This is a genomic window from Brachybacterium vulturis, assembly GCF_043641765.1.
In the GTDB taxonomy this organism is placed as follows: Bacteria; Actinomycetota; Actinomycetes; order Actinomycetales; family Dermabacteraceae; genus Brachybacterium; species Brachybacterium vulturis_A.
Map to the genome: position 1 here is coordinate 141,409 of NZ_JBHZRO010000004.1, position 24,091 is coordinate 165,499.

Here is a 24,091-nt window from a genome sequence, read left to right on the forward strand (position 1 = left end):
AGCGAATTCCCGGGCGGGGAATCTAGACTCGAGGCATGGCCCGCCCCACCGACCCCGCGACGCGTCTGCCCGAGCGACACGGCCGCGTCACCACGCTGCCCGACCGCCGTCTGACGTCCTGGGGACCGCAGCGCCGGGCCCGGCTGGCCGCCGTCGTGTTCTGGGGCAACCTCCTCAGCCAGATCGGCATCATCCTCTCCGGTGCCGCGGTGCGGCTGACGGCCAGCGGTCTGGGCTGCTCGACCTGGCCGAACTGCAAGCCCGGCCAGTTCACCCCCGAGCTGACGATGGCCTCCGGCATCCACCCCTTCGTGGAGTTCGGCAACCGGATGCTGACCGGGGTGCTGAGCGTCTTCGCGGTCGCGCTGCTGCTGGTGACCTGGCGCTGGCTGTCGCATAAGGGCCCCGGCTTCCGACGCCTGGCCTGGGTGCCGCTGATCGGCACCGCTCTGCAGGCGATGATCGGCGCTTTCGTGGTCTGGTTGGACCTGCATCCCGGACTGGTGAGCCCGCACTTCCTGATCTCCCCGCTGCTCGGCGCCGTCTCGATGGTGCTCCTGGTGCGGCTGTACGACGGTGACGGCCGGATGCGCCTGGCGGTCCCCGCCCGGGCGATGAGGGTGTTCGTGCCGCTGGCCGCGGTGGGATTCGTGGTCCTGGTGCTGGGCACCATCGTCACCGGCACCGGCCCGCACTCCGGAGATTCCGGGGACGTCACCCGGATCGCCCTGAATCCGATGATCGCCGCCCGCATGCATGCGCTCTCCGTCTACGCGTTCTGCGCACTGCTCGCCGGGCTGCTGCTGGTCCTGCACCGCGCCCGCGCCCGTCGCGAGGCGGTCGTCGCCGCCTGGTGGCTGGTGGTGCTCACGCTCGCGCAGGGCGTGATCGGCTACGTCCAGTACTACCTCGGTCTGCCCGAGCTGGTGGTCTTCCTCCACATGATCGGGGCGGCCCTGTTCGCCGCGACCATCGCGTGGGTGGGGGCCCGATTGGTCACCTGGCAGGATGCCGCCCCCGGTGCCGAGCCGGACCACGGGGAGGCGCCCTTCGCCCACGACTCCACGGAGGCCCGATGATCCTCGGCCGACGCCGCCGCAGCTCCACGCAGGAGCTGCCCACCCTGGCCCAGGCACGCCCGGCGGGCGAGTTCGTCGCCTCGACGCTCTCCCACCTGCGCGCGGTGGTGGACGTGGGCTGGAACCTGCTCGAGATCGATGCGGAGGCGCACCGGCTGATCCGCGAAGCCGGGGCGACCAGCTGCTACCTCGACTACCACCCGGTGTTCGGGGCCTCCCCCTTCGGGCACGTCATCTGCACCTCGCTGAACGACGGAGTCCTGCACGGACGGCCCTACGACCGGGTGCTGGCCGACGGTGACCTGCTCTCCCTCGACTTCGCCGTCGAGGTCAAGGGCTGGGTCGCCGACTCCTGCCTCTCGATCACCGTCGGCACGCCCCGCACGGAGGACCTGCAGCTGATCCGGGACACGGAGCAGGTGATGTGGGCCGGCATCGATCAGGTGCGCGCTGGGCACACCGTCGGGCACATCGGCCATGCGGTGATGAACCGGGCGCATGCGCTGGGGTACATGATCAACGACCGCTTCGGCGGCCACGGCGTGGGCCGCACCATGCATGAGGCCCCGTTCGTGCCCAACCACGGCACCCCCGGCGGCGGGGCCGAGCTCATCGCCGGTCAGCTGATCACGGTGGAGCCGTTCCTGGTGCCGACCACCTCCGCACTGCGCGTCGATGAGCGCGACGGCTGGACCCAGCTCTCCGTCGACGGCTCCCGCGGTGCCCACGCCGAGCACACGCTGCAGGTCACCGACGGTTCCCCGATCGTGCTCACCGCCCGGGCGGATGACCCCTCGCCCCGCAGCTCCCTGGGCTGATCCGGTCCCCCGGCCGCTCCCACCGGTGGGCTCGGCGCCGCGTCCCTCTCAGGACCCGGGCAGCAGGCCGCGCAGGCTCGCGGCGATGCCGGAAGCGTCCAGCCCCTGCGCCGCGAGGATCGCCTCGCGCCTGCCGTGCGGGATGAACTCCGCATCGATGCCGAGGGTGCGCAGCACCGGGCCGGGGGCCGCGAGCGTGGCACGACGGGCCAGCCGGGTGCCGAGCGCGGCTCCGATCCCGCGCTCGGCGAGGCCGTCCTCGAGGGTGAGGACCGCACGGGCGGAGGAGGCCAGGTCCAGGAGCTGATCGCCCAGCGGCAGAGCGCGGACCGGGTCGAGCACGAGGATGTTGAGAGAGCCGTGGTCGGCGGCGAGGTCGGCGGCGGCCTCGACGGCGCGCGGCGCCAGAGCGCCGAACGAGACCAGCAGGATGTCCACGGGGGCCTCCGGATCCCCGGCCAGCACCTCCCCGGCGGGCAGACGTGCCAGGGCGGGCAGCTCCGGCGGGCAGGCGCCCTTGGGGAAGCGCACCAGGGACGGACCGGAGGTCTCCAGCGCGGCGGGGACCGCGGCGTCGAGCCGGACGGCGTCCCGCGGCGCCCACAGCGAGAGCCCGGGCACCGTCGTGGCGAGTGCGAGGTCCCAGATGCCGTGATGGCTGGGGCCGTCGTCCCCGGTGATGCCTGCCCGGTCCAGGGTGATCGTGACGTCCTCGCCATGCAGGGCGACGTCGAGCAGGAGCTGGTCGAGCGCCCGGTTCAGGAAGGTCGCGTAGAGGGAGACGACCGGTCTGCGGCCGCCGGCGGAGAGCCCGGCGGCGGTGTCCAGGGCGAGCTGCTCGGCGATCCCGACGTCGAGCACGCGCCCCGGCATCTCCTGCTGCATCGGGCTGAGGCCCACGGGGTCGACCATCGCGGCGCTGAGCGCGATCACGCGCTCGTCGGCGCGGGCCGCGGCGAGCACGGCGGCCCCGAGGCGCGAGGTCCAGGTCGGTGCCGGGGTGCTCGCGGCCGGCTGCCCCTCGAGCGGGAAGGGGCCGGTGGCGTGCCAGTGGTCCACGGCATCGGCCTCGGCGCGGGCGAACCCGGCACCCTTGCGGGTCAGGACGTGGACGAGCACCCCGGCGCTCGTCGGCTCCGCGGCGGCACGGCGCGCCGAGACCAGGGCGTCGGCGAGGGCCTCGGGATCATGGCCGTCGACCGGTCCCACGTAGGTGAGTCCGAGGCCGGTGAACACGTCGTCGCCGGCCCGGACCCGCCCTCCGCGCAGCGCTGCGAGGTGGGCGGCGATGCCGCCGACGGTCGGAGCGTAGGAGCGCGTGTTGTCGTTGAGCACCACGACGGTGCGGGATCCGCGATCGGCCCCCAGCATATTGAGCGCCTCCAGCCCCACGCCGCCGGTGAGGGCACCGTCCCCGATGACCGCGACGGCGCACCCGTCGGCACCGGCGAGGCGATGGGCGCGGTCCAGTCCGTGGGCCCAGGCGATCGACCCCGAGGCGTGCGAGTTCTCCACCAGGTCGTGGATCGATTCGCTGCGGTCCGGGTACCCGGCGGTGCCGCCCGCGGTGCGGAGCCCGTCCAGCTCGGCGCGGCCCGTGAGCATCTTGTGCACATAGGCCTGATGACCGGTGTCGAAGACGATCGGCTCGGCCGGGGAGCGGAACTCGCGGTGCAGGGCGATCGTCAGCTCGACGACTCCGAGGTTGGGGCCCAGGTGCCCGCCGCTGCGCGAGCAGATCTCCACCAGACGCCGACGCACGGTGCGCGCGAGCCCGGGCAGCTGCTGGGCGGACAGTGCCCGCAGCGCGCCCGGATCCGCGGGGATCGGCACCTCGGCCGGCACCGGGGCCGGCTCCGACGGCGTCACCGCAGCGGGCTCGCAGGACGGGGCGACGGGACGCTGCTCAGTGGTGGACACGCGGGGTCCTCCCTCGGGGACTGGGCCGGATCAGGCCCAGGCTACGGGGTCCTGACCTGTCACGATATGCGACATGGTCACATCTGTGCATATCTTCGCCGAGGGTCCACGGGTCACCACAGGGTCTGCATCGGGGTGCACAGAGGCCGCGCATCGGTGCACGGGAGCGGGGGCGAGGGTCCGTCCCGGACCCGGACGCGACGACGCCCCGGCCAGTGGACCGGGGCGTCGTCCGCTGCGTTGGTCGCTCAGGCGGCGGCGACGAGCGAGCGCAGCACGTACTGCAGGATGCCGCCGTTGCGGAAGTACTCCGCCTCGCCCGGGGTGTCGATGCGGACCACCGCATCGAAGGTCACGGCACTCGCCTCGTCTCCGTCCCTGGCCGCGACGACCGTGACGGTCTTCGGGACCGAGCCCTCGTTCATCGCGGTCACGCCGGTGACCGAGAAGGTCTCCGTGCCGTCGAGGCCCAGCGACTCGGCGTTCTCGCCCGCGGGGTACTGCAGGGGCAGCACGCCCATGCCGATCAGGTTCGAGCGGTGGATGCGCTCGAAGCTCTCGGCGATGACGACCTCGACGCCGAGGAGCTTGGTGCCCTTGGCCGCCCAGTCGCGGGAGGAGCCGGTGCCGTACTCCTTGCCGGCCAGGACCACCAGCGGGATGTCCTGCTCGGCGTAGGCCTGGGCCGCGTCGTAGATGAACTCCTGCTCACCGGTCAGGAAGTTCTTCGTGTAGCCGCCCTCGACGCCGTCGAGCAGCTGGTTCCTGATGCGGATGTTGGCGAAGGTGCCACGGATCATGATCTCGTGGTTGCCGCGGCGCGAGCCGTAGGAGTTGAAGTCCTTGCGGGCAACCCCGTGCTCCTGCAGGTAGCGGCCGGCCGGGGAGTCCAGCTTGATCGCACCGGCGGGCGAGATGTGGTCCGTGGTGGTCGAATCGCCGACCTTGACCAGCACGCGCGCACCGGAGATGTCGGTGAGCGGATCCGGTGTCGCGCCCATGCCCTCGAAGTACGGGGGCTTGCGCACATAGGTGGACTCGGAGTCCCACTCGAAGGTCGCACCCTCGGGGGTCTCCAGGCTCCGCCAGCGGTCATCCCCGGTGAAGACGTCCTGGTAGTCCTCGGTGAACATCTCCTGGGAGATGGACTCCGCGATGACCTTCTCGACCTCGGTCGGGCTCGGCCACAGGTCACGGAGGTAGACCTCGTTGCCGTCCTTGTCCGTGCCCAGGGAGTCGTTCTCGAAGTCGAAGTCCATCGTGCCCGCGAGCGCATAGGCGATGACCAGCGGCGGGGAGGCCAGGTAGTTCATCTTCACGTCGGGGTTGATGCGGCCCTCGAAGTTCCGGTTGCCCGAGAGCACCGCGGTGACGGCGAGGTCCTTCTCGGCGATGGCCTCGGAGATCTCCGGTTCCAGCGGTCCGGAGTTGCCGATGCAGGTGGTGCAGCCGTAGCCGACCAGGTGGAAGCCGAGCGACTCCAGCGCGGGCCAGAGCCCGGCCTTGGTGTAGTAGTTGGTGACCACCTGGGAGCCGGGGGCCATGGAGGTCTTCACCCACGGCTTGGAGACCAGGCCGCGGTCCACCGCGTTCTGGGCGAGCATGCCCGCGGCCATCATCACCGACGGGTTCGAGGTGTTGGTGCAGGAGGTGATCGAGGCGATCGAGACGATGCCGTGGTCGATCGAGAAGTCCTCGCCCTTGACCTGGACCGGGTTCGAGGCGCGGCCGGCGACGTGCTGATGGGCGGGGGCGGAGCCGCCGGAGTCGTTGTCCGAGCCCTGGCTCGCCGGGTCGGAGGCCGGGAAGGTGCCCGCGGTGTCCCCGCCGTTCACGGGGGCCTCGTGGTGGGCCGCGTAGGACGGCAGCACCTCGCGGAAGGACTCCTTGGCCTCGGTCAGCACGATGCGGTCCTGGGGACGCTTCGGGCCGGCGATCGAGGGCACCACGGTGGACAGGTCCAGCTCGAGGTACTCCGAGTACACCGGCTCCTTCGACGGATCGTGCCACAGGCCCTGGCGCTTCGCATAGGACTCGACCAGCGCGAGCTGCTCCTCGGAGCGGCCGGTGAGTCGCATGTAGTCGACCGTCACCTCATCGATCGGGAAGATCGCGCAGGTGGAGCCGAACTCGGGGCTCATGTTGCCGATGGTCGCGCGGTTGGCCAGCGGCACCTGGGTGACGCCCTCGCCGTAGAACTCGACGAACTTGCCCACCGCGCCGTGGTTGCGGAGCATCTCGGTGATCGTCAGCACCACGTCGGTGGCGGTCGCGGCCGGAGGGATCTCGCCGGTGAGCTTGAAGCCGACCACGCGCGGGATCAGCATGGAGACCGGCTGGCCGAGCATCGCGGCCTCGGCCTCGATGCCGCCGACGCCCCAGCCCAGCACGCCCAGGCCGTTGACCATGGTGGTGTGGGAGTCGGTGCCGACGCAGGAGTCGGGGTAGGCGCGCAGCACGGACCCGTCCCCCGTGCTGTTCGGGACCTCACGGGTCATGACCGTGCGGGCCAGGTACTCGATGTTGACCTGGTGGACGATGCCGGTGCCCGGGGGCACGACCTTGAAGTCGTCGAAGGCGGTCTGGCCCCAGCGCAGGAACTGGTAGCGCTCGCGGTTGCGCTCGTACTCGAGCTCCATGTTCTTCTCGAGCGCGTCCAGGCGGCCGGCCACGTCGATCATCACGGAGTGGTCGATGACCATCTCGGCGGGGGCGAGCGGGTTGATCTTCTCGGGATCGCCGCCGAGCTCCTGCATGGCCTCGCGCATGGTGGCCAGGTCGACCACGCAGGGCACGCCGGTGAAGTCCTGCATGATCACGCGGCCGGGGGTGAACTGGATCTCGACCGAGGGATCGGCCTCGGGGTCCCAGCTCGCCAGCGCGCGCACGTGCTCGGCGGTGATGTTCGCACCGTCCTCGGTGCGCAGCAGGTTCTCGAGCAGGATCTTCAGGCTGTAGGGAAGCTTGTCGGCGCCCTCCACGGCGTCGAGCGCGTAGATCTCGTAGTCGGTCCCGCCGACGGTGAGATCCTGTTTCGCGGCGAATGAGTCGACAGTGCTCATCAGGCGAACTCCTTTGGTGTTGAGGTGACCCCTCCATCGTAGGCGCGTCCGCCGCGGGAAGCAGGCGAACGCCCACCTCGTCCCGGACAGGTGCCCGTGCAGGTCGTGGAGGGGCCGGTCGGGTGGACCCCGACCATTATCTTGAAGTCAAGATAAATAATACCATGACCCGCCGCCGGGTCCTGACAGGCTGTCAGCTGCCGGGCCCGCCGGCGGGCGGACACGGCGGAGGGTGCGGTCCGTGGGCGTCAGCCCGCCGCGCGCTCGAGCACCGCGACGGACTCGATGTGGTGGGTGTGCGGGAAGAGGTCGAAGGAGCGCAGGTCGACGATCTGCCATCCCTGCGTCTCGATGGCAGCCAGATCGCGGGCGAGCGTGGAGGGCTCGCAGGAGACGTAGACGATCCGCTGCCGCACCGCCCGGGCGAGCAGGCTCATCAGCTCGGTGCCGGCGCCGTTGCGGGGCGGGTCCAGCACCACCGCGTCGACGCCTCCGCGCCGGGCGCGGACCCAGTCCGTGACGTCCGCAGTGGCCGTGGAGGCCTGCGGCAGGGTCTCGAGGTTCTCGGCGGCGAGCTGGGAGGCGCGGCGGTTGCCTTCCACCGAGACCACCGAGCCGTCCGGACCCACCTGCTCGGCGGCCACCGCACCGAAGAGCCCGACGCCGCCGTAGAGATCCCAGGCGCTGCCTCCGTGGGGGGCACGCAGAGTCGTCTCGACCACGCCGGAGAGCAGCTCGGCGGCGCGCCGGTGCGACTGCCAGAAACCGGTGGCACCGACGGTGAACATCCGCTCGCCCACCCGTTCGTGGACGGTGCCGTCCCCGCGCAGCGGGACCAGCTCCCGCGCCGTGCGCACCGCGACGTCCGCGTCGCCCCAGGACTCCGGTATCCGCACGGAGCCGGGGTCCAGCTCGCGACCGATCAGCACCACCGAGGCGGGACCGGCGGAGGGGGCCACGGCATCGATCGCCTCGGTGCCCGGGGGTGCCGTCCACTCCCCCAGGTGCAGATCGCGGATGCTCTGGGCGGAGAGCGGATCCTCGCCCACCGGGCGCACGGCGTGGGAGCGCCAGCCGCGCATCCCGACCCGCCCTTCGGCATCGACGGCGTAGCGGACACGGGTGCGCCAGGCCAGACCATCGGCATCATGGGGTGCGGGCTCCACCTGCACCTGCTCGATCGGGTAGCTGGTCACGCCGGCACGGCGCAGCAGCTCCTGCATGACCTCGCTGGCGATCCGGCGCTGCGCCGGCAGGGCGATATGAGCCCACTCCGCGCCGCCGACGCCGTCGACCCCGGCGTCCTCCCAGACGGAAGGGACCCGGTCAACCCCGGCCTCGAGCACGTCCAGCGCCTCGGCCCGCCAGAAGCGGGCATCGCGCTTCTGCCGGGGATCCTCGAGCAGGCGGGCGGTGACGGTCTCCCCCGGCGTGGTGCCCCGCACGAACACCACACGACCCTCGTGGCGGGCCACGAAGGTGCCACCGGCAGCGGGAGGGCCGACGGTGAGAGTGAGGAGGCGATCGCCGAGGGCGGCGTCACTCGGCATGCGGTCGGCATCCGGGCTCATCGGACACTCTCTTCCCGTCCGGGTCGGGGACGACGCGGACCGTGGCTGCTCGTACAGATGGTGGGCCGACAGCAGATACCTGCTCGCAGGACCCTCGTCCCCATTGTCTCATCGGGCGGACCGTCCTCGGTCACGCAGTGCTCCGGATCTCGCCGGCCTGCGCGCCCCCGGTGGTCAGTCGCGGTCGCGGCGGGACAGGAGGCCGCGGTGCATGAGCCAGACCAGGTAGGCGACGATGACGAAGGCCGGCAGGCCCATGGCGATCTTCGCGGCGCCGAGCGCCGCCACCTGGCCGGTCAGCAGCAGGGGCAGCTGGACGGCGAGCTTCGCGGCGTACAGCAGCACGAACAGCAGCGTCGCGCGTGTGTAGACGCGCCGGGCGTCGGGATCCTCGACCCAGTCCTTCACCCGCGGGTCCAGCAGACCCACCATCAGCCCCACCAGAGGGCGCCGGAAGGCCAGCGAGGTCAGCAGCACCAGCAGTGCGACCGCATTGGTGACGATGCCGGGCCAGTAGAAGTCCGAGCCCTCCCCGGACCGGATCGCGAGCACCGCGCCGAGCGCGGCGGCGAGCAGTCCGCCGAGGACGGTGCTGATGCTCTGCCGCTGGACGATGCGGGCGATCAGCAGCACGGCCACCGCCGCGGTCGCGGCCACCGCGGCGATCATCACCGAGCGGGTGGAGACGAAGAGCACCACGAACAGGAGCGTGGGCAGCACCGATTCGATGATGCCGCGCGGCCCGCCGATGGCGTCGGCGACCGAGAACTCCTCCTCCTGGAGGACTGCCCCCAGCCCGCTGCGCCGCGCCTCGTCGCCGTTCGGGGCAGGGTCCGGGGTGGAGTGCGGCTGCTGCGACGGCGAGTCCTGCGACGGCATCTGCGGCGAGGGGACCGGGTCTTCCGTGGCGGGGCTCATCCGATCTGGGTGATCTCGGGACCGCGGGCCAGCGGGTCCAGCGGTCCGGAGCGGATCTGGTCCAGTCCGGGACGCTCTCCGGGAAGGTGGAGCGGGATCAGCTCCTGGGGGGCCATCGCACCGCTGCCACGCACCACGACCAGGCGTGAGACCAGGGTCTCGAAACGGCGCGACTGCTCGGGATCGCCGAGCGCCTTGCCGGTGAGGATCGCCCGGAGGAACCAGCGGCTGCCGTCGACGCCGATGAATCGTGCCGGACGGTAGCCGGTGCGCCCGTCGGCCCGCTTCACCGGCAATCGGGTGATCAGCTCGGTGCCGAAGGCCCCGGTGCGCGTCTCCGCGGTGCCGCCCTGCGTGACCACGGAGTCGCGCAGCGAATGGCGCACGTCCTCCCACAGGCCGCGTGACTTCGGGGCCGCGAACGCCTGGACCTGGAGCGAGGAGCCTCCCAGGACGAGATTCGCGCCGGTGACCGAGCCGCTGCGCTGATCGACCTCCATCCGCAGCTCCAGGCCGTCGATGGTGGGGACCTGCAGCCCGCCGAGGTCGATGCGGTCCTCCTCCGGGGCGTCGGCCTCACCGTAGGGGCCGTCCTCGAGATGCTCACCGCGGGGCGGCTGGGCGGAGTCGACCTCCGGCCGGTCCGGAACGGCCTGCTGCGGTGCGGCGTCGTCCTGCTCCAGGAGCTCCTCGACGCGCTCGTCGGACTCCGCGGACTCGTCGGACCCGTCGGACTCGTCGGACTCCGCGAGCCGCCGCTCATCGCGGCGGTCGGTCCGCTCGGCCTCCTCGGCCCGGTTCCGCTTCTTGCCAGAGAACAGTCCCATGCTCATCCCTCCGTGGTCTCGTGGGCTCCGGTGGGGGCGCCGCCCCCACCGAATCCGCCGCTGGAGCCGAAGCCGGCACCGGCCCGGGCGGTCTCGTCCAGATCCTCGACCTCGTCCAGCCGCGGGGCGAGGAACGGCACCACCACCAGCTGGGCGATGCGGTCCCCGACATGCAGGGGGAAGGGCTCCGACGGATCGGTGTTGTGCAGGGCGACCTTGATCGGGCCCCGGTAGCCGGCGTCGACGATACCGGGCCCGTTGAGCACCGTGATGCCGTGGCGGGCGGCGAGGCCCGAGCGGGGGCACACCATGCCCACGGTCCCGGCCGGCAGGGCGAGGGCGAGGCCGGTGTCCACCAGCGCCCGCCCCCCGGCGGGGATCACGAGCTCCTCCGCGCTGGCCAGATCCAGTCCGGCGTCGTCGGGGTGGGCGCGCTGCGGCATGGGCACCGCCTCGCGGCGGCGGATCCGCAGCGCGGGTGCCGCGGGGGCGGAGGCGGGCTGGGCGCCCTCCGGCAGGGTGTCAGCGTGGTCGACAGGCATGGTCCCAGAGTATGTCGTCCGCGGGCGGGTGCATCCAGCCGCCGCGGAGCTTTGCCGGCCCAGGGCCGACCGAGCGGGTCCTCAGGCGGTGCGTGAGACCATGGGGGCATGCCCGCAGCAGCCGATCACACCGCCGAGCCCGCGTCCCCGCCCCCTGCGGGGGGCGACGTCCCCGCCGCCGGGGAGGCCCCTCTGTTCCACGAGCGTCTGCTCCCGGGCCCGGGACTGTGGCTCACCGCCGTGCTGGTGGGCGGGGCCCTGGGCCTGATCCTGGTGCCGGTGAATCTCACGGTCGCGATCGTGGTCTCCGCGGTCGCGATCATCGTGGCGCTCATCCTGGTCGTGCAGTACTCGCCGGTGCTCGAGGTCACCGAGGGCCGGTTCCGTCTGGGCCGTGCCCGGATCGAGGTGGAGCTGCTCGGCGTCCCGGCGGTGCTGCGCGGCGAGGAGTGGGCGCGGACCATCGGGCAGGACTTCGAGCCCCTGGCGCACCACTGCGTGCGCGGCTGGACGCGCACCGGGCTGCGGGTCGAGGTGCTCGACGACGAGGACCCCACCACGGCCTGGGTCGCCTCCACCCGTCGCCCGGACGATCTCGCCCTGGCCCTGCGCACGGCGCAGACGCTGCGGGAGGGCGAGAGCCGCTGACGGCGGGGTCATGGCGCCCTCCGCGGCCCCTCCTCGGAGCCATCACCTGCACAGCGGCACCGCCCCCATCGGGTGCGGTGCCGCTGTGCTGCGCTGTGACGGGGCCGCGCTGCGGCCGTCCTCCGCCGGAGGGCCGGGGATCAGGCCGCCGCGCACTCCTTGCAGATGATGAGGGTCCCCTCGACGTGGTCGATCTGGCTGCGGTGCTTGACGAGGAAGCAGCTGGCACAGGTGAACTCGTCCGCCTGGCGGGGCAGCACCCGCACCGAGAGCTCCTCGCCGGAGAGATCGGCCCCCGGGAGCTCGTACGAGTCCGCGGCCTCGGCCTCGTCCTCATCGACGGTGGGGGTGGCGGCCTCGCTCCGCCGACCCTTCAGCTCCTCGATGGAGTCATCGTTCGACTCGTCGTCGTTCTTGCGCGGGGCGTCGTAATCAGTGGCCATCAACGGTCCGTTCCTGGTAGTCGTCGGAAGATCCGACCGGGGGTCCTGGGGCAAATCCGCGCCGGGGGTGTCCTCGCGGGCCGCCTCCCGGCGGCCCCGCTGTCAACGCTGAATGCGGCGGCATTATTGCAGAGTGGTCTGCGACCTACAACACCGTGTCCGCAAGGGATGGCAACACGCCACCGGCGCAGGTCCCGGGATCGGGCGCCGCGGCGCCGCGCACGATATGGTCACGGCCTAGACATCTGCACCGAGCGACACGTCTGCACGCCAGCGACCAGGCTCCGACGGAGAGGACGACGATGCGCGAGCTCGAACTCGACGGGATCCATGACGACGGGGAACATGTGCTCCTGGTCGACTCCGATGGCGGGCGGTACACGCTGCGCATCGACAGGGCTCTGCGCGCCGCCGTGCGCTCGGACCGCCCGGCGCTGAACATGATCCAGGCAGCCGATGCAGCGCCCCTGCGCCCCCGGGAGATCCAGGCGATGCTCCGCTCCGGCCGCAGCGCGGAGGACATCGCGGAGGCCTCCGAGATCCCGCTGGAGCACGTGCGCCGCTATGAGGGGCCCGTCCTCGCCGAGCGCGAGTGGACTGCGCAGCGGGCCCGCGTCTACCCCGTCGGCCGGGGCGGCCCCCGCCTGCTCGACGTCGTCTCCGAGCGGCTCGCCGCGCGGGAGGCGACCGGGGAGACGGCCTGGGACGCCTGGCGGCGGCAGGACGGCACCTGGACCCTGGAGCTGACCTTCTCCGCCGGCGGCCGCACGCGTCAGGCGCACTGGGTCGCCGACCTCGACAACCGGTCGGTCACCCCGGTCGATGACGAGGCCCGTTGGATCAGCGACGAGGACGCCCCGCCGGAGCAGTCCCGCGGTCGAGGCCGGCTCCAGGCCGTCAAGAGCGCCGTCTACGACCTCGAGGCCGACGGCTCGCTGGAGGGCTCGCCCGCGTCCACCCCGCGCGCCCGCACCTGGCCGCCCCGACGGCCGTCGCCCGAGGAGCATCCCTCGGTGATCGACGACGACGATCTCGACGCGCTCAACGCCCGTCGGGGCATGCGCTCGGTGCCGCGTCCCGAGGACTCCGGCACCGTCTGGTCCGGTCTCGAGGACGCGGATCCCGCCGTGGCGGCCGAGGATCCCTCCGCGAACGGCTCGGACGATGGGCAGGGACAGCTCGCGGACGACTCGGCGCGGGCCGCGGGATCCGAGGACCCTGCCACCGCGGAGCACGAGATGGCCGATCCGGACCGCGAGGCCGCGCTCGAGCACTCGGTCGGTGCCGGCGAGGACAGCGTGTTCGAGGACCTCGGCCCCGCAGCGCTCGACGCCGACGGCACGGACTCCTCCCACGGGGCGACCGCTCCGTCCGAGGAGCCCGGCTCCGCGAGGGACGAGGACGCGGGCGACTCCGCCGGCGCCGCCGCGGAGATCGCCTACCAGGACACCGTGGATCTCACCCCGCTGCCGGGCTTCGACGAGCCCTCCGCCGCGGAGGGTCCGACGCCGGCGGAGGAGCCCGCGGAGCCCGCGCCGGCCAAGAAGTCCCGGCCCCGCAGCAAGCGGGCCTCGATGCCCAGCTGGGACGAGATCGTCTTCGGCTCGAAGCACGACTGACCCGGCGCAGCTCAGCTCTCGGTGCGCAGCAGCGGCACCCAGGCCTCCGCCGAGGTCAGCGATCCGTGGACGCCGATCATGCGGCGTGCGGTCTCGGGCCGGCGGGAGAGGTCGTCGATGCTCCAGCGCCCCCGGGCGAGCACCAGCACGTCCGGGATCCGGGGCGCGACCCGCTCGGGGACCGCGGCACCGACCGGTCCCAGCAGGCCTGCAGCGAGGACCTGCGGGCGGCGGAGCACCAGCGCCCGCTCGCCGAGCAGTGCGGTGAGTCCCTCCGCGAGCTCCTCGTCCGCCCCCGCTCCCGGCACGGTGTGCAGTGCCAGAGCGCGCGCCTCCCCCGCCGCCTCCTCGACCAGGCGCAGCAGCTGCGGCTGAGCGGCGAGATCGATGATGTGCTCCGCCGAGGTGTCGACCATCCCGTGATCGGCCGTGAGGTGGATCCGGGTGCCGCGCGGGAGCCGGCGCAGCAGGGTGGCGAGAAGGGAGTCGACCTCGGCCAGCGCCGTCCTCCACTGCTCGGAGTCGATCCCGTGCCGGTGCCCGGCGTGGTCGACATCGTCGACGTGGAGGTGCACCAGCCCGTCCGGTCCCGCCCGGTGCAGCGCGGTGCGCACCGCTTCGACCCGGTCGCCGCGGCCGTGGCCGAGGAACTCCCAGCCGCGGAAGGCGACGCCGCTGAGATGGGAACCGGCGTGCTTCGCGGGTGCCACCTGCACGGCTCGACGAGTCCCGGTCTCCACCGGGGTGGGCAGCGGCATCCACTGCCGAGGGTCCGTGCCCGGGGCGCCGGTGAGCTGGTTCAGGCCGCGCCCGGTGCGCGGATCTCGGGTGAGATAGCCGAGCACGCCGTGCCTCAGCGGGGCCTGCCCGGTGTGCAGGGAGACCATCGCGCTCGAGGTGGTCGCCGGGGTCACGGTGCGGATCCGGGAGATCTGCGACTCCGCCCGCCGCAGCGTGGGGGTCAGCGAGCGGTGCTCGGCGAGCAGATCGGCTCCCACCCCGTCCAGCAGCACCACCAGATCGCGTCCGGGCTCGGGATGCTCGAGCAGGGGCGGGATCACATCCAGCAGCGCAGGACGGTCCGTCCCGGCGAACGGCGGGGGCAGCAGGTCCGCGGGCCAGCCGTCCGGGCGTTCCGGCGCGGTCATCGGCGGCCCCGGGGCGGGCGGGGGACGGGCACCGGTCAGTCCCCTGCCGCGTCGATCGCGTCGACCAGACGGTCGTGGAAGGCCAGCGCCGCGTCCACCGCGTCGACGCCGTCGGCCAGGGCCGAGACCCGCAGTGCGAGGTCGGACGGAGCGATGGTTCCGGTGTATCCGTGGTCGATCTGACAGTTCGGATCCTCGCAGACCGCCCGTTCCAGATCCACCCGCCGGCTCCCGTCCCAGCTGACCCCGAGAGTGATCTCGGCCTCCGTGCCGGGGCTCCCCTTGCCGTCGGTGTCGAAGACCTGGGAGAGGCCGGTGGAGGTGATGGCCCGCAGTCGGATCCGCTCGGTGGTGGAGACCACCTGGCTGGGATTGAGCGCGTCGGCCGGGTCATCGTCGAGGTGCGTGATCAGCAGGTGGGTGGTGGTGAGGACCACGACGGTGAGATGGCGGCGCACCTCGGGGCCGTCGAAGGTGGTCTCGGGCCGCACCAGATGGGCGATCGGACGCGCGGTGCGCAGCAGACGCTCCAGGCTCTGCGCCGCCGTCTGCGGGAAGTAGCCGGCGGTCTCGAGGTCCGTCAGGAGGTCGGCGGGAAGAGCTGTGGTCATCCCGGCATTGTCCCACGACCGCCGCTGCCGCGCGGTTCTCCTGCGGATGGTCCGGACAGTGCACGGCGAGCACTGTCGGTGCGGTTGGGCGCAGGGGCCAGCCGGGCCCGCGCGCCGACCACCGCGAGGCCGTGCTGTGCGACCAGCACCGGATACAGCTCGAGGGAGGCGAGCTCGGGCCGGTCCTCCGCGAGCAGACCGATGCGGACCACCAGGTCGGCGAGCGCCGCCCGATCCGCGGGCGGCAGCCCGCGGGTGCCGCGCAGCTTGATCGCCGAGGCCGGGGTGTCCACCAGGTGCGCCGCTCCGCTCTCGCTGAAGGGAGGGATCGCATAGGCGATGTCCTCGAGCAGGTCGGTGGCGTCTCCGGCCACCGACAGGGAGACCACCGGGCCGAGCGAGGGATCCTCGACGCTGCGCACCACCATCGGCACGCCGGCCGGGCCCATGGCCTGCACCTCGAGCGGAGCGCTCGAATAGGACAGGTCCTGGCGCATGCCCTCCACGGCATGGCGCAGCTGGGCCGCGTCAGGGATCCCCAGGCGCACTCCCCCGAGGTCCGCGCGATGGCGGAGCTCGGGGTCGGTGCTCTTGAGCGCGACCGGGTACCCGATCGCGGCGGCCTGGGTCGGGGCGTCGTCGACGCCGGTGATCGGACGCGCGGGGAGCAGACCGATCCCGTAGGCGGCGAGCAGCTCACGGGTGTCCTCCGTGCTGAGGTCCCCGCCCGCGGTCCCCACCCCGGCCCGCCAGCGCTCCACCACGGTCCGAGCGGCGGCGCGATCGATGTCCTCGCGCTGGGCGGGCGCCTCGTCGTCGACCTGCGGGCGCAGCGCGGCGGCCTGCATGCCGGCCGCGGCGCGGGCGACGGCGTACGGGGTCGCATGGACCGGGGGCAACGAGCCGTCCTCGCGCACCGCCCGCTGCACGGCGCTGAAGCGCTCGGTCGAGGAGACCAGGCACACCAGCAGCACCACCTCGGCATGCTTCGCCACGAGGGCCATCTGTCGCAGCACCTCGGCGGCGTCCCCGGTCAGCGGATCCAGGATCCCGGCGATCACCAGGTCCACGTGGCCGGGGGCGGCCATGGAGGTGAAGGCGCGCTGGATCAGGCGCACGTCGGGTGACAGCGGGACGCCGTCGTTGTCCGCGACCACCTCCAGCCCGGCCTGGTCGGCGGCGCCGTGCAGGGACGCACCGAGCGCGGCGGTGTTCGAGAGCAGGCCCACGCGAGGGCCGAGCGGCACCCCCTGCCGGTCGAGGGCATCGACCACGTCCAGGAGATGGTCCACTCCCCTGGCCTGCACCACGCCGGCGGCATCGAGCACCTGGTCCAGGGCGCGGCGCGGCAGGGTCGAGGCCCGTACGTCGTGCCCGGGGGGCCGATGCGACTCACTGCCCGGGGGGCGCAGCACGATCAGGGGCGTGGTCCGGGTGAGCCGCCGGGCGATGCGGGTGAACTTGCGCGGGTTGCCCATGGACTCCAGGGCGAGGCCGATCACGCCGACCTGCTCGTCGTCCTCCCAATGCTGGAGGGTGTCGTTGAGGGAGACGTCGGCCCGGTTGCCGACACCCACGAACTCATGCAGCCCGATGCCTCGGGCGTCGGTGCCGGCCAGCAGCATGGCCGAGAGCGCGCTGGACTGCCCGGCGAGCGCGGCCGTGCCGGGCCGCGGCATCCGCGGCGAGAGGGAGAGGCTGATCGGGTCCTCGCCGGTGCGCAGGAAGCCGAGGGAGCCGGGCCCCAGCAGGCGCATGCCGTGCCGGCGGGCCCGGGCCACCAGCTCCCGCTGCAGGCGGCGGCCCCCGTCGGTGTCCGCGAACCCCTCGGTGGGGATCACCACGCTGTGCACGCCGATCGCGGCGCATTCCTCGATGGCGCCCAGGCAGGCCTCGGGGCGCAGCGCGATGACGGCCAGGTCGACGGTGCCGGGAACGTCCGCCACCCGCGCCCAGGTGCGGTGGCCGCGCAGTTCGAGGGCGTCGCGTGCCACGAGCTGCACCGTGCCGGTGTACCCGGAGTCCTCCAGAGCGGTGAGGAAGCGCCCCCCGGTGGAGTCCGTTCTCGAGGAGACCCCGATCAGCAGCACGGAACGCGGGTCCAGGAGCCTCTCCATCGCATGGGACTCGGCGCGGTGCTCGCGTTCGGCCATCACGGCGAGCGAACGGGCGGTGGGATCGATGCGGAAGGAGACCATCACGACGCCGTCGTCCATGGCGCGATCCACGTCGAAGCCGGTCTCGGTGAAGACCTTGAGCATCCTCGCGTTCTGCGGCAGCACCTCGGCGGTGAACTCGTTGATGCCGCGCTCCCGGGCGGCGGCCGCGAGATGCTCCAGCAGCACGGAGGCGAGCCCCGTGCCCTGACGGGAGTCGGAGACGTTGAAGGCCACCTCGGCGGAGTCCGGGGTGACCCGGTCGTAGCGGCCGACGGCGATGATGTCCTGCCCCACCAGCACGATGAAGGCGACCCGGTCCACATGGTCCACGGTCGTGAAGCGGGCGAGGTCCCGCGGGGAGAGCCGCGCCATCGGGGCGAAGAATCGCAGGTAGCGCGAGTGCTCGGACTGGCGCTGATGGAACTCCTGGAGGGCATCCGCGTCCGCGGGCCGGATCGGCCGCAGATGGGCGGCGGAGCCGTCGCCCAGCGCGATGTCGGCTTCCCAGTGCGCCGGGTAGGCGGGCTCGGTCTCCTCGTCGCCCCGGGTGCGACGGCGCAGGGGGCGCAGTCCCTCTCGTCTGTCCGCCATGGTGCGATCCTAGCGTCGACATGGGGTCTGCCCGGAGGTTGACGGGATTCACGCCCTCCCCGGCACCGGGCTCCCGGGATCATGGCCGGTCATGCGCCATGATGTTCTGCATGGCCCGATCACGCAGCACCACCCCGCCCTCCGGAGACGAGGCCGTCGAGGAGACCATCGTCGACATCGACGTCACCAGTGAGATGGAGACGTCGTTCCTGGAGTATGCGTACTCCGTGATCTACTCCCGGGCGCTCCCGGACGCCCGTGACGGCCTCAAGCCGGTGCAGCGGCGCATCCTCTACATGATGGCCGAGATGGGTCTGCGTCCGGAGAAGGGCCACGTCAAGAGCCAGCGCGTGGTCGGCGAGGTGATGGGCAAGCTGCATCCCCACGGCGACACGGCGATCTATGACGCACTGGTGCGGATGGCGCAGAGCTTCAACATGCGCATGCCGCTGGTCGACGGCCACGGCAACTTCGGGTCGCTGGACAACGGTCCGGCCGCGCCGCGCTACACCGAGGCCCGACTGGCGAAGGCCGCGCTGCTGATGACGGATTCGCTGGACGAGGACGTCGTGGACATGATCCCCAACTACGACAATCAGCTGCTGCAGCCGGAGGTGCTGCCCGCCCAGTACCCGAACCTGCTGGTCAACGGGGCCTCCGGGATCGCCGTCGGCATGGCCACGAACATGGCCCCCCACAACCTGGTCGAGACCGTCGCCGCCGCGCGGCACCTGATCGATCATCCGGAGGCGGAGCTCGAGGAGCTGATGCGCTTCGTGCCGGGTCCGGATCTGCCCACCGGCGGCCGGATCGTGGGCCTGGACGGCATCCGGGACGCGTACCGCACCGGGCGCGGCTCCTTCAAGATGCGGGCCACCACCCGGATCGAGAACGTGACCTCTCGCCGCAAGGGCATCGTGGTCACCGAGCTGCCGTACCAGGTGGGCCCCGAGCGGCTGGCCGAGAAGCTGCGGGATGCGGTGCAGGCCAAGCGGGTCACCGGCATCACCGATTACCAGGACCTCACCGACCGCCACCACGGCCTGCGCCTGGTGATGACCGTGAAGTCGGGCTTTGACCCCGAGGCCGTGCTGCAGCAGCTGTACAAGTACACGCCGCTGGAGGAGAACTTCGGCATCAACAATGTGGCCCTGGTCGAGGGGCAGCCGCGCACCCTGGGCCTGAAGCAGCTGCTGGAGGTGTTCGTCGAGCACCGGCTGACGGTGGTGCGGCGCCGCACCGAGCACCGCCTGAGCAGGCGCAAGGCCCGACTGCACCTGGTGGAGGGTCTGCTGCTGGCGATCCTGGACATCGACGAGGTCATCCAGATCGTGCGGCAGAGCGACGACTCCGAGACGGCGCGCACCCGGCTGATGACGGTCTTCGATCTCTCGCATCTGCAGGCCGAGTACATCCTCGAGCTGCGGCTGCGACGGCTGACGAAGTTCTCGCAGATCGATCTCGAGGCCGAGCGCGATGATCTGCGCCGGGAGATCGAGCAGCTCGAGGAGATCCTGGGATCCGAGGCCGTGCTGCGGGCGCTGGTCTCCGAGGAGCTCGCCGCCGTGGCCGCCGAGCACGGTGATTCCCGCCGCACCGTGCTGCTGGAGGCCGCGGAGAAGCCGGCCGTGATCTCCGGCGCCTCTCTCGAGGTGGCCGACGAGCCGTGCCGGGTGCTGCTGACCGGGACCGGACTGATCGCCCGGGTCACCGGCGAGGAGCCGCTGCGGCGCGAGGGACCGCGCGGCGCGCACGACGTGATCGTCTCCCACGCCCGCTCCACCACCCGCTCGAGTGTCGGCGTGGTCACCGATCGTGGCCGCGTGCTGCGGCTGTCGGTCGTGGACCTGCCCTCGCTCGCCCCGACGGCGGGAGCGCCGTCACTGGCCGGAGGCACCCGGCTCGCGGACCTCATCGACCTCGAGCGCGAGGAGCACGCCCTGGGTCTGGTCCGTCTGGCCGAGGCGGACATCGCCCGCGGCGGAGCGATCGCGCTGGGCACGGCGCAGGGTGTGGTCAAGCGGGTCCAGCTCGACTTCCCGCGGTCCGACGGCTTCGAGATCATCTCGCTCAAGGACGGCGACACCGTGGTCGGGGTCGTGGATCTCGAGCAGGACGAGGACCTCGATCTGGTCTTCCTCACCGCCGAGGCGCAGCTGCTCCACTTCCCCGCCTCCGGGATCCGCCCCCAGGGTCGCACCGCGGGCGGCGTCGCAGGCATCAAGCTCGCAGGCGGCGACCGGGTGGTCTCCTTCGGAGCGATCGATGTGACGGCTCCGGCCGACGTGGTCACCGTCGCCGGCAGCTCCGGCACCCTGCCGCTGCTGCAGACCGGCTCGCTGAAGGTCTCCGCCCTCACCGAGTTTCCCGCCAAGGGCCGGGCCACGGCCGGGATGCGCTGCCATCGCTTCCTGCGCGGCGAGGACACGCTGATCGGCGCCTGGGTGGTGCCGCACCCGGCCCGCGCCGCCTCGGAAGCGGGACAGCCGATCGATCTGCCGGAGCCGACGGGCCGCCGGGACGGTTCGGGCACGCCGGAGGCCGTGCCGATCGCCGCCGTCGGCTGAGCCGCGCACGCCGCCGCGGGCCCGGGGGTGCCGGCCGGCCCCGACGGACACCGGGGCCTCTTCGGCGTGTTCCAGCAGGCGTTCCAGGGGGTCGCGCTCGATCGCCTGGCCGGCTCCTTCTGGGTCGCCGTCGCGGGCGGGGTCGCCGCCTATGCCACCTCGGCGGCAGCTGCGTCGCTGACCACCCGCTCCCTGGCCACCCTGCTCGCCGCGTTCCTCACCATGGGGGTGCTCGCGAGCGCCATGAGCGCGGAGGACCCGTACTGGTGGCAGCGGTACTTCTCCGAGCTCGGCGAGGGCGAGGACCTCGCGAGCGTCACCTTCGACCTCACCCTGCTGCTGACCGGGGCGTCGCTGGTGACCGTGGCCGAGCTCCTCGCCCACGATCTGCACCGCTGGGCCCGCGGCGCCGGCGAACCGGCGTGGCGGATCACCGCCGTGCGCGCCCTGCTGACCACGGTCGGGGTGCTGGTCGCCCTGGTGGCGGTGATCTCGCGCTCCGTGAGCATCGTCTGGCACGACGTGGTCGCCCAGTCGCTCGTGGTCGTCTTCGGCCTCACCCTGCTCGCGGTGCCGGTGCTGCTGCGGCGGCTGCCCGGAGCGCTGATCGCCGTCACCGCCATCGCCTTCGCCCTGCTGGTGACCGCCACCGTGCTGTACGCGGGGGTGGGCTAACTGAACATGACCGCCTTCGAGATGGGTGCCGCGGGGATCGTCTGCGGCTGGCTGCTGCTGTTCATCCGCACGGTCTCGGCAGCCGCGGAGGGCATGGAGGAGCCGCTGCGCAGCGCGGCACCGGCACCCGCGGGTCCGGGAGCCGGTCACGGCGGCGCGACACCAGGCTGAGGGCCCGGAACCTGCGGGTGGTGACGTGCGACGATGGGGTCATGACTCCCACCGCCACCGATGCCCCCACCCCGTCCGTCCCGCTTCCCGAGGGGGTCCGCCTCGGCGAGACCCACGGGGTCCCGGCGCTGCTGGTGACGACCCCGGCCGCCACGGCCGAGCTGCTGCTGGACGGCGCGCAGCTGATCAGCTGGATCCCCACCGGCGAGCAGGACCTGCTGTGGCTCAGCCCGGACTCCGCCTTCGGCGAGCGCGAAGCGGTGCGCGGCGGTATCCCGCTGATCGGGCCCTGGTTCGGACCGGGTCGCGACCTGGCGATGGAGGTCAAGCACGGCTGGCTGCGGAACGTCCGCTGGGAACTGGTCGTCGCCGAGCGTGAGGGCGACGAAGTGGTGATCACCCTGGCCACCCCCGAGGACGTCAAGGCGCTGACCGCGACCGCCCGGTTCCGCCTCGGCGCCGAGCTGTCGGTGGATCTCACGATCACCGCCGGTCCCCGCCCGCTCGAGCTGGAAGCGGCATTGCACACCTATCTCGCCGTCGGCGATGTGCGCCGGATCGAGATCCACGGCCTGGAGGGCGCCGCCTTCCTCGACAACACCCGGGGCCTGGTCGCTGACGTCATGCCGGAGGGGGAGCCGCTGCGCCCGACCGCCTCCACCGACCGGGTCGTGGACTCCACCGCCGAGGTGACCGTGAACGATACGCAGAACTCTCGCCGCATCGTCTCGACCCCGCGCGGCACGTCCAAGACCGTGGTGTGGAACCCCTGGGACGCTCTGGTGACGGAGATGGCCGATATCCCCGATGCGGCCTGGTCCGACTTCGTGTGCCTCGAGCCGGCCATCGCCAAGGACGGCTACGTGGCGCTCGCTCCCGGGGACTCGCACCGCATCGGCGTCACCTACCGCATCGAGCGCTGACCCCGACCCCGCCCAGCGGGGACCGCGGGACCCAGCCACCCCCGGGGGGTGGCTGGGTCCTCGTCGTCGTGCCGGGCTCTGCGCCGCCCGTCCCGGAGCTGCGCCGACGGGTCGCCGATAAATCAGTTGTGCCCGCCAGGGACGGGATGGTCGACTGTCCGTATGGAGATGCATACGACCCCGATCGCGACCTCGGCCGGCCCGGCCGCGGCGTCGCCCGGCCTCGCCGCATCCCCCACCCCGCCTCACGGACATCCCGTGGCTCTGCGAGCGGTCGCTGGGGGTCGCAGCACCGCCGGGCCCGCCGCGCCGATGGCCGGCTGACGGAGCAGACCGCTCCGCGCCCCGCCGTGCGGCCACGCCGCCGGCACCGCTGAGACCAGCTCTCGCCGCACGACGCCCTCACCCCCGAGGACGTCGCCCGTAGCGAGCGCACCCTCCTGCACGCTTCACGGACAGCTGCTGTCCGTGCCGTGCCGGATCCTCGTTCTTACCACCCTCCTTCAGGAGCCCAGGTTGTCCGCTCGCGCTGCCCTCGATACCCACACCCCGACCACCACAGCCAGCACCGATCCCGCAGAGGCCACCGCCTCGACCCGCGCCGCCCGCGACACCGTGGCGAGCCGCGGATCATCCGGTGCCGACACCGGCCTGCGCCGGCTCGAGCAGCTCTCCGACGCGGACGCGCTCGAGACCGCGCTGACCCGCTTCCTCGCCCGCCGCCGAGCGGTGCGGCGGGCTCGTCGCGAGCTGGCCGTCCGGCAGGCGCGCCAGGAGCACGAGCTGCTCATGCAGCAGGCGCTGCTGGGCACCGGCCTCTCCCATCTGCGGTGAGGCCGCGGCGCATCCCCGGGGGATCTCACGAGGTCTTCCCGCACGGCCCGCCCGGACATCGTCCGGGCGGGCCGTCTCACGCCGGGTGGGTGGCCAGCATGCTGCGCTCCGGGAGTCGGGCCCGACGGATGTGATCCGGTCGCAGCGGAGCGCCGATGCCGATCGAGGTCGCCCCAGCGATCACCACCGCCCCGCCCACCACGGCGAGGGCGGGCCCCGTGAGGCTCTCGATGCCGAGGTGCGTCATGATGCCCGGATCCATGCCACGGTTCCCGGTGTCGACGAAGGCGACGGCGACCAGCTGCCCGATCGCGAGGGCCGCTCCCCCACCGACCACCAGCGGCAGCGCCACCTCGAGCCAGTGCGCACCGCGCGCACGCCCACAGGGGTGCCGAGCAGCCGGAGGCGGGCGTGCTCCGCCCGGCGTCCCATCGCCAAATCGGCCGCGGCGAGCAGGAAGGCGCCCAGGCCGACGGCCAGGACCACCAGGTTCAGCAGGCGGCTGGTGTCGATGGTGGCCTGATACGGGGCGAAGTCCTCCGCCGCCCAGCCGATATGGGCCTCGATCCCCTCGGCTCTCAGCTCCGCGGGCAGGTCGGGGCGCGGCGACGCGGTGATCGTCGCGTACACCCGCCGAACTGCGAGAACTGCTCCTCGGTGAGCAGTGCCCGAGGGACGACAAGGTGGGTCCTGAATCCGTGTCCTGCCATGCCGGGACCGGAACCCGGGTGGGCTCGTGCGCAGAGACCTCGATCCGCAGCACCGGGTCTCCGATCCCGCCGGTGCTCTCGTCGTACTCGGTGCTGAACAGATCCACGGTTCCCTGGAGCGGTGTCTCCAGGTCGAACCCAGCCGCAACCGGAATCCAGGCTGCACGGTCATTCCGGCAGCCCTCCACCTCCGGTCGGAGGACGCGGAGCTCCTCGCAGGTGGTCGCCATCGGCATCCAGCACGCCGGCGAGCTC

At 72.5% G+C, this 24,091-nt stretch carries 21 protein-coding genes; 9 read left to right on the forward strand and 12 right to left on the reverse strand.

Annotated elements, in window-relative coordinates; translation table 11 throughout:
- The first annotated feature begins 35 nt into the window (after positions 1 to 35).
- A complete protein-coding gene (locus ACHUEU_RS04510) occupies positions 36 to 1,079 on the forward strand; it encodes a COX15/CtaA family protein (RefSeq protein WP_394214704.1) in 1,044 nt (347 codons plus the stop codon).
- A complete protein-coding gene (gene map, locus ACHUEU_RS04515) occupies positions 1,076 to 1,897 on the forward strand; it encodes a type I methionyl aminopeptidase (RefSeq protein WP_394214705.1) in 822 nt (273 codons plus the stop codon). The genes ACHUEU_RS04510 and map overlap by 4 nt, the downstream gene beginning before the upstream one ends.
- A gap of 48 nt (positions 1,898 to 1,945) precedes the next feature.
- Here the strand turns inward: map and ACHUEU_RS04520 are convergent, their stop codons facing one another.
- The 6 genes from ACHUEU_RS04520 to dut all read right to left on the reverse strand — a co-directional run bounded on the left by ACHUEU_RS04520 (position 1,946) and on the right by dut (position 10,737).
- Positions 1,946 to 3,817 (reverse strand): 1-deoxy-D-xylulose-5-phosphate synthase, encoded by a 1,872-nt coding sequence (locus ACHUEU_RS04520; protein WP_394214706.1) that lies wholly within the window; start codon positions 3,815 to 3,817, stop codon positions 1,946 to 1,948.
- A 248-nt stretch (positions 3,818 to 4,065) separates the two neighbouring features.
- Positions 4,066 to 6,879, reverse strand: a complete 2,814-nt coding sequence (gene acnA, locus ACHUEU_RS04525; RefSeq protein WP_394214707.1) for an aconitate hydratase AcnA — start codon at positions 6,877 to 6,879, stop codon at positions 4,066 to 4,068.
- 248 nt (positions 6,880 to 7,127) lie between these two features.
- Positions 7,128 to 8,450, reverse strand: coding sequence for a class I SAM-dependent RNA methyltransferase (locus ACHUEU_RS04530; protein WP_394214708.1), 1,323 nt, complete (start codon positions 8,448 to 8,450; stop codon positions 7,128 to 7,130).
- A 174-nt stretch (positions 8,451 to 8,624) separates the two neighbouring features.
- Positions 8,625 to 9,368, reverse strand: coding sequence for a DUF3159 domain-containing protein (locus ACHUEU_RS04535; RefSeq protein ID WP_394214709.1), 744 nt, complete (start codon positions 9,366 to 9,368; stop codon positions 8,625 to 8,627).
- Positions 9,365 to 10,195, reverse strand: a complete 831-nt coding sequence (locus ACHUEU_RS04540) for a DUF3710 domain-containing protein (protein WP_394214710.1) — start codon at positions 10,193 to 10,195, stop codon at positions 9,365 to 9,367. Before ACHUEU_RS04540 ends, ACHUEU_RS04535 begins: the two co-directional genes overlap by 4 nt.
- A 2-nt stretch (positions 10,196 to 10,197) precedes the next feature.
- Complete coding sequence (gene dut, locus ACHUEU_RS04545; RefSeq protein ID WP_394214711.1) at positions 10,198 to 10,737, reverse strand: dUTP diphosphatase; 540 nt, start codon at positions 10,735 to 10,737, stop codon at positions 10,198 to 10,200.
- Positions 10,738 to 10,845: 108 nt separating this feature from the next.
- Here dut and ACHUEU_RS04550 point away from each other — a divergent pair, with 108 nt between their 5' ends.
- The gene (locus ACHUEU_RS04550; RefSeq protein WP_394214712.1) at positions 10,846 to 11,385 is read left to right on the forward strand and encodes a DUF3093 domain-containing protein; all 540 of its coding nucleotides are present in this window, start codon (positions 10,846 to 10,848) and stop codon (positions 11,383 to 11,385) included.
- Between the two features lie 140 nt (positions 11,386 to 11,525).
- Here ACHUEU_RS04550 and ACHUEU_RS04555 read toward each other — a convergent pair whose 3' ends face one another.
- On the reverse strand, positions 11,526 to 11,828 hold the full coding sequence (locus ACHUEU_RS04555) for a DUF4193 domain-containing protein (RefSeq protein ID WP_394214713.1): 303 nt from the start codon (positions 11,826 to 11,828) through the stop codon (positions 11,526 to 11,528).
- Between the two features lie 302 nt (positions 11,829 to 12,130).
- Between ACHUEU_RS04555 and sepH the strand changes: the two genes are divergently transcribed.
- Positions 12,131 to 13,447, forward strand: a complete 1,317-nt coding sequence (gene sepH, locus ACHUEU_RS04560; protein ID WP_394214714.1) for a septation protein SepH — start codon at positions 12,131 to 12,133, stop codon at positions 13,445 to 13,447.
- An 11-nt stretch (positions 13,448 to 13,458) separates the two neighbouring features.
- Here sepH and ACHUEU_RS04565 read toward each other — a convergent pair whose 3' ends face one another.
- The 3 genes from ACHUEU_RS04565 to ACHUEU_RS04575 are packed head-to-tail and all read right to left on the reverse strand — an operon-like array spanning position 13,459 to position 17,956.
- Positions 13,459 to 14,595: an alkaline phosphatase family protein gene (locus tag ACHUEU_RS04565; RefSeq protein ID WP_394214715.1), complete on the reverse strand. Its 1,137-nt coding sequence runs from the start codon at positions 14,593 to 14,595 to the stop codon at positions 13,459 to 13,461.
- A gap of 35 nt (positions 14,596 to 14,630) precedes the next feature.
- Entirely contained in the window at positions 14,631 to 15,206 is a 576-nt protein-coding gene (locus tag ACHUEU_RS04570) for a DUF5998 family protein (RefSeq protein WP_394214716.1), read from the reverse strand.
- Positions 15,203 to 17,956, reverse strand: coding sequence for a bifunctional acetate--CoA ligase family protein/GNAT family N-acetyltransferase (locus ACHUEU_RS04575; protein WP_394214717.1), 2,754 nt, complete (start codon positions 17,954 to 17,956; stop codon positions 15,203 to 15,205). Before ACHUEU_RS04575 ends, ACHUEU_RS04570 begins: the two co-directional genes overlap by 4 nt.
- A gap of 110 nt (positions 17,957 to 18,066) precedes the next feature.
- On the opposite strand from ACHUEU_RS04575, the gene ACHUEU_RS04580 reads away from it, so the two are divergent.
- The 5 genes from ACHUEU_RS04580 to ACHUEU_RS04600 all read left to right on the forward strand — a co-directional run bounded on the left by ACHUEU_RS04580 (position 18,067) and on the right by ACHUEU_RS04600 (position 23,126).
- On the forward strand, positions 18,067 to 20,523 hold the full coding sequence (locus ACHUEU_RS04580) for a DNA gyrase/topoisomerase IV subunit A (RefSeq protein WP_394214718.1): 2,457 nt from the start codon (positions 18,067 to 18,069) through the stop codon (positions 20,521 to 20,523).
- Positions 20,524 to 20,550: 27 nt separating this feature from the next.
- Positions 20,551 to 21,198 (forward strand): hypothetical protein, encoded by a 648-nt coding sequence (locus ACHUEU_RS04585; RefSeq protein ID WP_394214719.1) that lies wholly within the window; start codon positions 20,551 to 20,553, stop codon positions 21,196 to 21,198.
- A 6-nt stretch (positions 21,199 to 21,204) separates the two neighbouring features.
- Positions 21,205 to 21,369, forward strand: a complete 165-nt coding sequence (locus tag ACHUEU_RS04590; RefSeq protein ID WP_394214720.1) for a hypothetical protein — start codon at positions 21,205 to 21,207, stop codon at positions 21,367 to 21,369.
- Between the two features lie 41 nt (positions 21,370 to 21,410).
- Positions 21,411 to 22,292, forward strand: coding sequence for a D-hexose-6-phosphate mutarotase (locus ACHUEU_RS04595; RefSeq protein ID WP_394214721.1), 882 nt, complete (start codon positions 21,411 to 21,413; stop codon positions 22,290 to 22,292).
- Positions 22,293 to 22,808: 516 nt separating this feature from the next.
- Positions 22,809 to 23,126 (forward strand): hypothetical protein, encoded by a 318-nt coding sequence (locus tag ACHUEU_RS04600; RefSeq protein ID WP_394214722.1) that lies wholly within the window; start codon positions 22,809 to 22,811, stop codon positions 23,124 to 23,126.
- 76 nt (positions 23,127 to 23,202) lie between these two features.
- Here the strand turns inward: ACHUEU_RS04600 and ACHUEU_RS04605 are convergent, their stop codons facing one another.
- Both ACHUEU_RS04605 and ACHUEU_RS04610 read right to left on the reverse strand, forming a co-directional pair.
- Positions 23,203 to 23,373, reverse strand: coding sequence for a hypothetical protein (locus ACHUEU_RS04605; protein ID WP_394214723.1), 171 nt, complete (start codon positions 23,371 to 23,373; stop codon positions 23,203 to 23,205).
- Positions 23,370 to 23,756 (reverse strand): hypothetical protein, encoded by a 387-nt coding sequence (locus ACHUEU_RS04610; RefSeq protein ID WP_394214724.1) that lies wholly within the window; start codon positions 23,754 to 23,756, stop codon positions 23,370 to 23,372. The genes ACHUEU_RS04605 and ACHUEU_RS04610 overlap by 4 nt, the downstream gene beginning before the upstream one ends.
- Positions 23,757 to 24,091: the final 335 nt, after the last annotated feature.